Raw genomic sequence first — 11,725 nt, 5'->3', positions numbered from 1 at the left:
GCCCGTGGTGGTTATGTCCACGCTCCTGCCGTCGGTATCCGGATCACCCGAACTGCGGTAGGTGGTTGGGTTTGTGTTCTCGTGATTGTCGTTGTTATTGTAGTCCACGTTGAACGTGGCACCGATGGTATCGTACGGAATGCTTGTACCAACATCATAAGGCATTGTGCTTACCACACTGGGAACAGGCGTGCCGGTAGCATCAAAGTCTTCCGCTTCAATCCAGAACGAATTTGCCGGCAAATCAGCCGGTGTGAACGCCACTACCGTGAAGGAAAAGCTGTTCGTCCAAAGAGTCTGCGGTGTCGTGCTTTCGGCCCAAACAAGAGTCCCCGTATGGGTTGTGCCGTTGATATATCCGCTCGCAGGAGCGTTTTGCGTTACAGTCGTGGTGGTACCGCTCTTGTTGATGGTCGGCGTCACGGTCGCACCATCAACCTGTAACACGACGGAGCCTCCCACGACGGTCGTTGTACCATCTTCGAGGACGATCTGAATCTTCTCGTTGGAATTGGTCGTCACCCCGGCGAAGCCATCGGACGGCAATATTGATTTCACATAAGCGCGCCCGCTCCCGGTGCGGAACGCCTTCACGGCCTTCGGGTCGTTTTGATTGATCAGATATTTGCTTCCTGTGGTCAGGTCCTGGATGAACCATTCCAGGTTGGCACCGCCATTGCCCTGCCACCAGAGCAGCCGGAACGGGTAATCTCCGTTGGCGGTGACAACGAAGTCAAAGATGCTATCGGAAGAACCTCGCCCGCCGTTGAAGGAACCCAGCACCATCCCAAAAACATTTGGTGCGCCAGGCGCCACTGTTAGCTTGAACCCGTCATCGCTATTGACGCCCATCCGATAGAATCCCGCATTAAGCCGCAGGTAAGTCTCGACTTCGGCCACGATATTGTCCACCGCCAAACCATTGTTTGCGCCCGGGTCGGGATCCGAACCAGTGCCGGGGATGCCCGGAATCGGCACGTCCAGAATGTTCATCGGCGGAGCGTTCGTGGATCGAAAATCACCAATTTCCGTCCCGACATCTATCCCTGGCCAGGCCGGATCCATCGCTCCGTTCCAATTGATGGAGTCAATATTGATCACCCCGCTTTGTGATGCCACGTTTGCGAAGGGCAGACTCGTATTCGGATCAATGAATCCACGCGCCCATTGTTGTTCAGCATTCGCAATCGAGTTTCCGTCACCAGGAGCGCGGTCAAAATTGATCTGATAAACCTGCGCCTTTAACCCGGCGTCCGTTGCCGGACTGGCCAGCGCGAACCCGGCCGGTATGGTTGAGTAAGCTCCGACCGTGAACCCGTTCGTCGAGCTTTGCGCCAGCACTGGAGTCCCGTTGTCGGAAAACGCTACTGTCGCGGTATGAGCCGAACCTGCGGCCAATGGTGTTGGAGTCAGGTAGGCCACAACGACCTCGCTTCCCACGCGCGTAATCGTCGGCGTGACTGGAGCACCATCGAGCGTCGTTTGCACCGTGCCGAAGTTCACCTGACTGCCCCCGGAAATTTCTTGTATCTCGTAATAAAAACCCCCTCCATGTCCGGTCAGCTTCGAGACGAACGGCGCGTTTGTCGAAGTTCGGTCAATTGACGACAACATTGTGCCGGGAATCGGGGCTGTCGCGTCGATGCTCACGGACAAGTTGTCGCCGCCACCGCCCTCTTTGAAAAGTGCTTCAATGTAATAAGGCTGACCAGCCGTCAGGTTGATCGCGGCCCCGCCACCAGGCCACTGAGATCCAGTGAATGTGGCCGAATCTTTTGCAGTGACATCGCTACCGCCCGAGGTGTTGTCATATTGCCTTGGGTTCGACCATGATGTTTCCTGAGCGATGAGGTGCTTGTTCGCCGGGTTGCTGTCTGTGCTCAAATACAGAATGGAGTTATCATCGGAACACAGATAAAAAGTGTAGGGTCCGGTTGTTGTTGGATAAAAATAGCCGATGATTTGTGACCCGTAATCGGAGAGGCCGAGTGGATTCGTAGCCGGTGCAGTGCTCGTGTCGTCGTTGGGATGCAATTCAAACAAGGTGGGGTACGCGATCGCGTCCGGGGAATTTGGGAATTTGGCGTTGTTGGTCAACCCTGAAATCGCAACGCCGTTGCCGGTATTCAGATTGTAAAAGTCTTTTGCCGTGATAAACCCCTGCGCGTTGGCGGGGGCCGCCGCCCTGACGGCGAAGCTCTGGATCAACAACGCCGCCCCAGCAGCGGCAAGCAAGGCAGCACGATTCGGTGTGTTCATAAAGGTCTTAGTGATGGGCTGTATTTAACTTCTCTCGACAAGGCTTCAGGTCGGCCTGGATGACCTGTGAAGCCAGTTTTTTTCGGGAACCATTTGGATCGACGCGAAACTGCCAAAAACGCCTTCTGTTTGCAACAAAAAAAAATAAGTTTCTGCCCAATCGCCCCCGGAGCGGGCCGACTCACCCAAAAAAATCGGCCATTCACCAAGAATTCGAGGGCGATCTCGTCGTCAGTTGTCGCCCGATTGAACCATTTTTATTGGCCTCCTTGCCCACACCGGCTTCTACGGCCAAGCCAGCCTCGTCTGAATCAATGTCTCGCAAGTGCCTCGCGTGGGATTCGCGGCATTTGCAAATCTCTAACCCAGGTGTTGTGACGAAACCATGACGCCGGCACGCTAGCGAGGTCGGCGTTGGGATCGACCAGTTCCTGAAACGGCCTGCCATTCAGGGATACCGCCGTCGAGGCATGAACACTTGGTCGGCGGCCATACTCGTTCTCCCACAGGCCGGCCACTCGTCGTGCGTATCGTCTCAGGTAGAACGCCTGGTTGCTGATGTGATTGAATTTTGAAACGGTCAGATCCTTAAGACTGTTCCAGGAAATATACGCAGGCAGATCGGGGTTGCCCTCCGAATCGACTATACACGCCTGCGACATTAACTCCTTCACATCTGTGCCGAGATTGCTCGTCAGAATAATCAAAGGCTCCCCGCCTACGTGAATCTCACGACGGCTTCGTGGGTCGCGAGTGTAAGGTCCATTTTTCCAGGCGCCCCGGTCAATCCGGCCAGGACGATGGCGGGATTTCTCCATCAACTGCGGGTCGTCAATAAGAAAAAATGGCGCAGATCCGGGGCTCTCTCCACCCAGCGCGAAAGGGGGCATCGACCGCAACAGGGAATCCACCTCGCCGCTATTGTCGCCGCGCTGAAGTTCATTGAGTGCCTCCTGCACGTCGTGAAATATCCTCCTCGCTGTCCCCCGTTCCGATTCTTTCTGGCTGAGCTGCTTCGTTCGCGAAATAAGATCGGCCAGCTCCGCAGCCTCCCGACTCCGGCCCGTCGCCTTTAATGCCGCGGAAGTCGAATCAAGGATCTGTAACAGGGACACGGTGCGACGAACGTCTTTTGGTTGCCGGTCGTACAGCTCCTGCCAGATCCCCTTCATGCGTTCACGCGCTTCCGTTTCCGTCCGCCCTGTCGCTGACGCGGCCAATGGGTTGTAAATGATTCTCTCTCCAACAACGGGTTCCAGTAAAACCAGTATCTCGGGAAGCTGCGACCAGTTGATCCTGCCCGGCGTCACGTTGCGATATATCACCTTGTTTCCGTGCCATTCATTCCAGTTGATCTGCACCCGGCCGATCCCGTCACGCGAAATAATCGTCGCGTCCTCAACGAATATCTGGACGCCCAAGGCACGATGATCATCCGCTTTTAATCGCCAGCTAAAACTAAGCCCCTCGTAGGTGAATCGTCCGTCCCCTGCTATCAAGAAGTGACGTAAGGGCATCAACCCCTGCCAAGCCAACCAGACGACGACGAAAGCTGCAGTAAAACGGCCGGGAGTATGGGGTCCTTTGGGTTCGACCGGGCTGGTGTTCGCTCTCGACTTCCAACCCAGTGCGGCGCCAACAAACGGAAATACGATGGCTCCAGCCGTAAACCAGCCCCAGTGAGGTCTGGCCATTCGAGGGTGCCGCAGCCAATTCCACAATCGTTCCGGCCAGTCCGGTTCCAAAAAGATCAGAGCGGTCGCGACACCTACCAGCGGAAGCCAGTCAATATTATCGTAAATGATGAAATGATTGGTCCCGTGGAAGATCACGGTGAGAATCAGGGCGAAAGCCCGGGTTCGTCTGGCCATCAGCAGGAATCCAATTGATAGGTCGAACAAGGCGCCCGCGTAACAGAGAAAATACGCGAGCTGCGAGCTGTGTAGAATGCTCCCGACGGTTTCCAGTTGTGCCGTCGTGAGATACGGCTCGAAATTCGCCATTACGTGTGGCTCCTGAAGATTCCATCGCAGCGGAGCCGCGTCCAGCAACCAGTCCGCATTCAGCTTTGCAACGCCCCCGTAAAAGTACATCACCAGCACCTGCCCGCGGAGTAGCAAGCTGGTCCAGTACGGAACCGTCCTGGGTGGATTCCGATTGCGACCGATCCATGCGTCCACGCTGTATCTGCGTGCAGCGGGCATCCAAAGCAGGAGAAAGATGAGCAGCAGCTCCAGATAATAATAGCTTTGCCAGTACGTCCTCGTTGATTCCACCAGGAATAGATACGCCCATGTCGCGAATACGGTCGCGACAGAAATGCGATAGCAAAACCCCAGCGCCATCGTCAGTCCGGCCAGCGCCAATAACCCGACAAGTGCGTAGATCCAATGCGGCGGCAGCAATGGAAGCCAATAGAATCCTTCGTAGGGAAAGTTGAACCGCACGTCCGGGCCCGTGTAATAGGTCTCCAGCGGGATTTGACCCGAGGTCATCGCCGAAGGTCTGCAAAGGGAGTACGCCTCCAGAACCATAACGATCCCGATACAAATACGAACCACGGCCAAAGACGCACCACTTACCGGTCTCGCCAAGAGCAAATTGAATCGCTCCCAGGTTCCTCCGGCCAGCGACGAAGGGCCTTCTTTACCGTGGTTGGCAGGTTGGCGAGAAAGAGGGCGCTTCCCGCGCCGCATGATACGAATTTGCTTTTGCAGGCCTTAAAGTGTGCGCAATAGATGTCCCTCAGACAAGAATAATACGCGCCCACACCGGTTCGCATCAAAGCGCTGCTCTCCCAGTTTGGAGGATCTCAAAGCGCCGGTTGCTCGGTCTCGCCCAAATAAGACTCCGGCGCTACAGGGATATATCGCGATCCAAATCGTCAACTTCGCCGAAGACGTTTGAATCGGATCGTGTAATCCGCTGTTGGATGGCGCCGTGAGAACTCCCGGGCCAGCTTCAGCTTGTCATCGGGCGTCACGATGGTTTGATACTTGAATGGCAATGGGAAGTTCGGGGATCGGCATTTATGATCCCGTGGCGACCCGGCCTTTTCCCTGATTGCCATTAAGCCCGCAAAACCGCTATAGAACGGCGGTCATGCCCACAGTTGCCGAACAACTCCGCGCGGCGCGCGAGGCGCAGGGCCTCAGCATTTATCAAGTCGCCGAGATCACCAAGATCAAGACCGACCATGTCCGCGCCCTGGAGGACGGGAACTACACCACTTTCGCTGCGACGGTCTATCTCCGGGGTTTTGTGCGCACCTATGCGACGCTGGTCAGGCTCGATGTGCCGGCAGTGATGGCCCTGCTCGAGGCGGAACTCAGCCACACGGAAAAATTCCACGCCCCGCCGCCACTCAGCCGTGAACCTCGGGCATTCCTCGACGTGGTCATGTTGCAAATGTCCAAGGTCAACTGGCGTGTGGCCCTGCCTTCGGTTGGCGCGGCGCTGGCGCTGCTTGTCCTCGTCCTCGGCTATCGCGCGTGGCGGGGCCATCAGTCCAAGGACCCGCTGAACGGCCTCGGCCCGGGTCTTTATCAACCTTCGCAAAAACAGTCGGGCGATACCCTCCCGCTTCCGCCCGTCCAACCCACAAAATAATTCGCCGCGGCCGTCCCCGGGCCTGCTTGTTCCTGCCCACGCTTGCGGGGCGGGGCCCGTGGAGTTCCAGGGTTGCGTCGTGCCGCCCTGTTCGCGTAGCTTTTCCGGCTTGTGATAAACGGTCCTGCAACCGGTCGCCCGATTCGTGTCGGCCTGATTTCGCTCGGCTGCGCCAAAAACCTGGTGGACGCCGAGATCATGCTCGGCTCACTGCTGAAGAGTGGCGTGGAAATCGTCAATGATGCCGCCAGTGCGGACGCAATCATCATCAACACCTGCTCGTTCATCGACGCCGCCCAGGAAGAAAGCGTGGACACGATCCTCGAGTCGGCGCAGGTCCGGGAGGCAGATCATCGCGGCCAGGCACTGATCGTTTCCGGTTGCCTGCCGCAGCGCTTCCGCGACAACCTGCCCGGTTTGTTGCCGGAGGTTGACGCTTTCATGGGGATTGACCAGGTGGCACAGGTTTCCAGCATCGTCAAAGAAGCCCTGACCCGGCGCGCGCTTAAAATCCCGGAACGCGAGGAAATCGTCGCAACGGGCCGAAAGTCAAAAATCATCGCGCGCTTCGCAGAAATGGAGGCGCGGGAAGGATCGAACCCCCACGACCCGGAGGAGCATTACGGGGGCACGGACAAATTCGGCGGGACCAGGACGATTGGGACCGAAGAAAGGCGTCGGCCTGCTCCATCCGACCGGCATTCCGTCGCGCCGCTCGTTGACGTGAATCGACGACCGGGCTACATCCCGGATTACGCCACGCCCCGCTTTCGACTCACACCCCGCCATTTCGCCTACGTAAAAATCGCCGAAGGGTGCAATCACCCCTGCAGCTTCTGCATCATCCCGCGGATGCGCGGCAGCCATCGCAGCCGCGCGCTGGCCGACATTGTCGCGGAAGCGCGACAGCTCATTCGCGAAGGGGTCAAGGAACTGAATCTGATCTCGCAGGATTCCACGTACTACGGGCTCGATTTGCGCCCGGATCGCGCCGGCTCGATAGCCGCGCCGGAGAAATTCAGAGCCGCCGCCCGGGCGCTGCCCGCGGACCTGCCGACGCTCTGCGCATTGTTACGCGAACTGAACGCGCTGGCGGGTGATTTTTGGATCCGCCTGCTCTACACTCATCCCGCCCACTGGACAGACGAACTAATCCAGACCATTGCCCACTGCCCGAAAGTCGCGCGTTATGTGGACATGCCGCTGCAACATATTCACGAAAACATGCTGGAACGGATGCGCCGCGAAACCTCGCAGCGCTACATCGTCGATTTGATCCGGCGCATTCGCGCCGGTGTTCCCGGCATCGCCCTGCGCACCACGTTCATCGTCGGTTTTCCCGGCGAAACCGGGGCATGTTTTCAAACGCTGCTCGACTTTATCCGCGAGACGCGATTCGAGCGGCTGGGCGTGTTCACCTACTCGCGCGAGGAAGGAACGCGCGCCGCGAAAATGGGAAGCCAGGTTCCCGCTACCGTCAAAAAGCAGCGCCGCGACCTGGCGATGGCCGCCCAACTCGAGGTGGCGCGCGAGGTGTCGCAATCGTTCGTCGGACGCACTTTCAGGGTGCTCGTCGAAAAGAAGGCCGGCGCGAAGGAACTGCAAAACTCGATCGTCACGTCCTGGGAACACGGCTTGATCCGCGGACGGGAAAAACTGACCGGCCGGCTCAATGGCCGCTATCTTGTGGCGCGGGGCGAAGCGGACGCGCCGGACATCGACGGGCGCGTTTATGTGCGCGGCACGCTGCCGATCGGAGAATTTGCCGATGTCAGAATCGTCGGGCACACGGATTACGATTTGATCGCCGAGCCGGCGTGACAGACTTGCGCGTTGGCAAATCGCAAGACTCCGGTTACAAATCCCCACCGCCGGCCGGCCGGCAACCCATGACGCGCAACCGGAAAACCTGCGAATGAATTTACCGAACCGACTGACGCTCGCCCGGCTCGTCCTCACGGTGTTTTTTCTGGCCGCCATGTTCTGGCCGGGGCGCTTCAACGATACGGTGGCACTGTTCCTGTTTTCACTGGCCAGTCTGACCGATTACTACGATGGCATGATTGCCCGGCGTGACAAGCTCATCACCAACTTCGGCACGCTCATGGACCCGCTCGCCGACAAGATTCTGACCTGCTCGGCGTTCATCGCCTTCGTGGGACGCGGAACCGTTCCGGCCTGGGTGGCCGTCGTTATCGTCGCCCGCGAACTCGCCATCACCGGACTTCGCTTGCTGGCCGCCACAAAAAACGTCGTGCTGGCGGCTGAACGCTACGGCAAACACAAGACCGTCTCGCAAATCGTGGCAGTTCTCGCATTGCTCGTGGCCGACAGTTACGACGAGTGGGGACGTTGGGGGGAAATCGTTTTTAAGCCATGGGCATCGATGCTGGCGCAAGTCGCCCTCTGGGTCACCGTAACACTGACCCTGACTTCGGGGATGTTGTACCTTTGGCGCAACCGCAACCTTTATTTGCAGGACATGTGACCTCCTCTCCAGTCGCTGATGAATGATGACGGATTCCTTGCCGGGATTGCTTGGCTGTGCGCCGGGTGTTGTGCTCATTGGCTGTTTGATTATCTTCGGACGAGACCGGTTACGGAATTTTGGACGCGGACTCGGCAAGGGCCTTAAGGAATTCAAAAAGGCGACAGCCCGGGTGTGGGAAGAAATGTCGGACAGCACGCTCGATGAAAGTGACAAACCGGACCAAGCGATGAACTTGAACCTGATTGTGTGGATCGCCCAGGGTTTTGGCGTGGGTCGGATTCCATTTGCACCGGGCACGTTTGGTTCCGTGGTCGGTTTGTTCTGGTTTGCGCTGCTGTTATGGCCGGGGAGCCTCTGGTGCTTCGTTGGCGGAACTGTCGTTGGCATCCTGTTGTCGGTGTGGTTTTGTGGCGCGGCGGAAAAAGCTTTGAATCAAACGGATCCCTCCTCGGTGGTCCTCGACGAGATCGCCGCCACTCCTCTTTGTTTTGCTGTATGGGTCGGCAGTTACTTGTCAGAACACGCAGCCATGCCACCGCCCGATTTTTTTTTCAGCCGTGGACATTGGCCGCTGGCTTTGTGGATATTCGCGACATTCCGGCTATTCGATGTGGTCAAACCCTGGCCGGTGCGCCAGAGCCAGAAGCTGCCCGGCGGATGGGGCGTCACCGTGGATGACGTGCTGGCCGCACTGTACGTGAACGCATTTGTGCCCTTTGTGCTGCTTTTCACCGCGGCCAGATAGTGGGGAAGATTTCTTCAACTGCCAGCGGCGTCTCCCTTCAATGATCCGAGGCGGGCGCGCCGCTGTCGGTCGGGTCCAGATGCGGATGCTTCAACCGGTGACGAATCACGATGGTTCGCGCCAGGCAGAATGTCAGCGCGGCAACCGGCGTGCTGACGATCATCGAGCCGAGCAGCAAAGGGCGCCCGATCGAAAAGAACGTCGTCCAATTGCGCCATTCGCGGGCATGCCAATGGAGATCGCGCAGGCGTTCGGGCCACCGGTGCGGCTCGCTCAGGAGCCAGTAGCCAATCTGGTATTCCCAGCGGAAGAGTATCGGCATGAACGGCAGGGCGACATCGTGCAACGTAACCGCGATGGCCGCCGCGAGGATGTTGCAACGCATCAGCCAGGCGACGAAAATCGACAGCAACGTTTTCATTCCCAGCAACGGCGTGAACCCAAAAAAAATTCCTATGGCCACGCCGCCGGCAATCGCGTTCGGCGTGTCGCGAATCGCCAGCAGCCTCAGCGAATGTTCCCTAAGCCATTTGCGCACGTTCATGGCAGCAGACGGATGATAGCCGTCACGGCCAGGTTTCGCGAGCGATAATCTGTTTGGCGGCAGAAAGCCGCCGTCGGCACTTACACAGAGGCATTGCCCGGCCGCTTCGCCGCCCGCTGGCGATTGAATTCGACGGCATCGATATAACGCACGCCCGTGCCGCCGAAAATGTCGAGCGCCGAACCGATTGTTAAATCTATTTCCCCCCTGCCGACACGCGTGACTTCTTCCAAGTCCGTCAGCGAGCGCGCGCCACCCGCGTAGGTCGTCGGGATGGGCGACCATCGCGCCAGCCTCTCCACGAGTTCCAGATCAACGCCGCCGCACAACCCTTCGACATCCGCCGCGTGGATGAGAAATTCCGCGCAAAACGGCGCAAATTGGGCCATCCCCGCAGCGTCAATTTTGAATTCGGTGAATTTCTGCCATCGGTCCGTGACGACCCAATAGTCTTTATCGCGCCGACGACAGCTCAGGTCGAACACGAGCCGCTCTTTCCCGATGGCTGCAGCGAGCGCCCGCACACGCTCGAAGTCTAGCTGGCCGTCGCGAAAGACCCACGACGTGACGATGACATGCGACGCGCCCGCATCGAGCCAGTCGCGCGCGTTGTCAGGATTGATGCCGCCTCCGATTTGGAGTCCTCCAGGATACGCGGCAAGCGCTTCGCGCCCCACCGTCTCATTGCCCGGTCCGAGCATGATGACGTGTCCGCCTTTGAGACCATCGCGCCGGTAAAGCCCCGCGAACCACGCGACAGGGCGATCCGAAACAAAGTTCGTGCGCAGCTCCGTCGGATCGGCACTCAAAGAGCCGCCGACAATCTGCTTCACTTTGCCTTCGTGGAGATCGATGCACGGTCGAAACACGGCGAGAACCTAGCCTGATCACCGTTGCGCGTCGAGTAGGGAGCGATTTACCGCGCCTCTCAAACAGATCGTTTACCTGAGCTATTAAATCGGAAGCAGGAAGCCGTCGGAAATGAACGGAAGATTTGAAGTGAACTTGGATCTAAAAATGGACTGTTGATCCGGTATCCGGCCTGATGATACTTAATGGAACCAATGGTCGAGTAATCAGATGACTAACCTCGTTCGCCTTTCCCTGCGGTTGACCTTTGTCGTAGGAGTTTTGGCTTCGCTATGCTTTGGAATATGGTCGTTTCAGCAGGATTACAAACGGCAAAAAACCATAGCACGGATTAAACAAACCTATACTATGTTATCCGTAGTCGGAGAAAACTATCACACTAATGTGGCTCTAATAATAAAAGACCGAGTAGGTTCGGCTGGCGACTTGAACCAGGTTTTATATGCTTTAGTCACAGAACCAGATTATTTTATCTCACATTCAATGTTCAGAACGAATTTAATCTCCGATCCTCTCGTTGATAGCTGGGGACACCCTTTGGAAGTTATTTGGAGGGACGATGCTGCATCGACAAATATTTCGGGCCGTTTGATGCAGTCTAGTGCGAGCCTGTTAATTATTTGGTCGACCGGACCTAACGGTATCAACGAGTACGGTAACGGTGACGACGTTTATTAGCGGGTCCAAGCGATCAGTCAAACTTGCAACGACTGGCTTGCATCGAATCGGCGGACGGGCTTTTGGGTCGCAAGGAGGAGTCGGCAGGAAATGAAAGGAAGATTTGAAGTGAACTTGGATCGAGAAACTGGTCACGACGCATGAAAACGAAAAGCATTTTTGGCTGGCCGCAGCTTCTTGCATTGTGCGGGCTGTTCGGCTGTCACAACGCGTTCGCCTTTTACAATCCCTCGACTGGCCGGTGGCTGAGTAGAGATCCGATCGAGGAGCATGGAGGGGCCAATTCTTACTGCGCGGCCCTGAACGATCTTGCTAACAAGCTTGATCCTGTCGGATTGAAGACGATCACGTTCGTAATCGCAAATGATGAGACGTTGAGAGGTGCCTTTGACCTGACCCCCAAAAGCTGGACATGACATAAATGAAGTTCTGCTTCAAAAGGAGCAGAACATGAAGAGAAGCAGATTCAGCGAAGAACAAATCATCGGCATCTTGCGGGAGGCTGATGGGGATAGTCTCGTGAAGGTAG

At 57.1% G+C, this 11,725-nt stretch carries 9 protein-coding genes; 5 read left to right on the top strand and 4 right to left on the bottom strand.

What is annotated here, in order from left to right; genetic code table 11:
* Positions 1–2,259: hypothetical protein (locus tag VN887_17145; protein HXT41737.1), on the bottom strand; the 2,259-nt coding region annotated here is incomplete at its 3' end.
* A gap of 311 nt (positions 2,260–2,570) precedes the next feature.
* Positions 2,571–4,955: an HTTM domain-containing protein gene (locus VN887_17140; GenBank protein ID HXT41736.1), complete on the bottom strand. Its 2,385-nt coding sequence runs from the start codon at positions 4,953–4,955 to the stop codon at positions 2,571–2,573.
* A gap of 406 nt (positions 4,956–5,361) precedes the next feature.
* Between VN887_17140 and VN887_17135 the strand changes: the two genes are divergently transcribed.
* The 4 genes from VN887_17135 to VN887_17120 all read left to right on the top strand — a co-directional run bounded on the left by VN887_17135 (position 5,362) and on the right by VN887_17120 (position 9,104).
* Positions 5,362–5,868 carry a helix-turn-helix transcriptional regulator gene (locus VN887_17135; GenBank protein HXT41735.1) on the top strand — a complete coding sequence of 169 codons (507 nt, stop codon included), beginning with the start codon at positions 5,362–5,364 and terminating at the stop codon, positions 5,866–5,868.
* Positions 5,869–5,979: 111 nt separating this feature from the next.
* On the top strand, positions 5,980–7,689 hold the full coding sequence (gene rimO, locus VN887_17130) for a 30S ribosomal protein S12 methylthiotransferase RimO (protein ID HXT41734.1): 1,710 nt from the start codon (positions 5,980–5,982) through the stop codon (positions 7,687–7,689).
* Between the two features lie 94 nt (positions 7,690–7,783).
* Positions 7,784–8,356, top strand: a complete 573-nt coding sequence (pgsA, locus tag VN887_17125) for a CDP-diacylglycerol--glycerol-3-phosphate 3-phosphatidyltransferase (protein ID HXT41733.1) — start codon at positions 7,784–7,786, stop codon at positions 8,354–8,356.
* Positions 8,357–8,378: 22 nt separating this feature from the next.
* Positions 8,379–9,104, top strand: a complete 726-nt coding sequence (locus tag VN887_17120) for a phosphatidylglycerophosphatase A (protein HXT41732.1) — start codon at positions 8,379–8,381, stop codon at positions 9,102–9,104.
* Positions 9,105–9,141: 37 nt separating this feature from the next.
* Here the strand turns inward: VN887_17120 and VN887_17115 are convergent, their stop codons facing one another.
* Both VN887_17115 and hisA read right to left on the bottom strand, forming a co-directional pair.
* Entirely contained in the window at positions 9,142–9,648 is a 507-nt protein-coding gene (locus VN887_17115; protein ID HXT41731.1) for a DUF2062 domain-containing protein, read from the bottom strand.
* 80 nt (positions 9,649–9,728) lie between these two features.
* Positions 9,729–10,517 (bottom strand): phosphoribosylformimino-5-aminoimidazole carboxamide ribotide isomerase, encoded by a 789-nt coding sequence (hisA, locus tag VN887_17110; GenBank protein ID HXT41730.1) that lies wholly within the window; start codon positions 10,515–10,517, stop codon positions 9,729–9,731.
* A gap of 819 nt (positions 10,518–11,336) precedes the next feature.
* On the opposite strand from hisA, the gene VN887_17105 reads away from it, so the two are divergent.
* Entirely contained in the window at positions 11,337–11,612 is a 276-nt protein-coding gene (locus VN887_17105; protein HXT41729.1) for an RHS repeat-associated core domain-containing protein, read from the top strand.
* Positions 11,613–11,725: the final 113 nt, after the last annotated feature.

Source organism: Candidatus Angelobacter sp., assembly GCA_035607015.1.
Classification (GTDB): Bacteria; Verrucomicrobiota; Verrucomicrobiia; order Limisphaerales; family AV2; genus AV2.
Note: the sequence above shows the minus strand (reverse complement) of the source record. Positions and strands in the feature narration are given on the sequence as shown.

Excerpts from the sequence above, each read along its gene's own strand:
- VN887_17140 (HXT41736.1), bottom strand. The coding sequence starts at position 4,955 with ATGCGGCGCGGGAAGCGCCCTCTTTCTCGCCAACCTGCCAACCACGGT.
- VN887_17115 (HXT41731.1), bottom strand. The coding sequence starts at position 9,648 with ATGAACGTGCGCAAATGGCTTAGGGAACATTCGCTGAGGCTGCTGGCG.
- VN887_17135 (HXT41735.1), top strand. The coding sequence starts at position 5,362 with ATGCCCACAGTTGCCGAACAACTCCGCGCGGCGCGCGAGGCGCAGGGC.
- VN887_17105 (HXT41729.1), top strand. The coding sequence starts at position 11,337 with ATGAAAACGAAAAGCATTTTTGGCTGGCCGCAGCTTCTTGCATTGTGC.
- pgsA (HXT41733.1), top strand. The coding sequence starts at position 7,784 with ATGAATTTACCGAACCGACTGACGCTCGCCCGGCTCGTCCTCACGGTG.
- VN887_17120 (HXT41732.1), top strand. The coding sequence starts at position 8,379 with ATGATGACGGATTCCTTGCCGGGATTGCTTGGCTGTGCGCCGGGTGTT.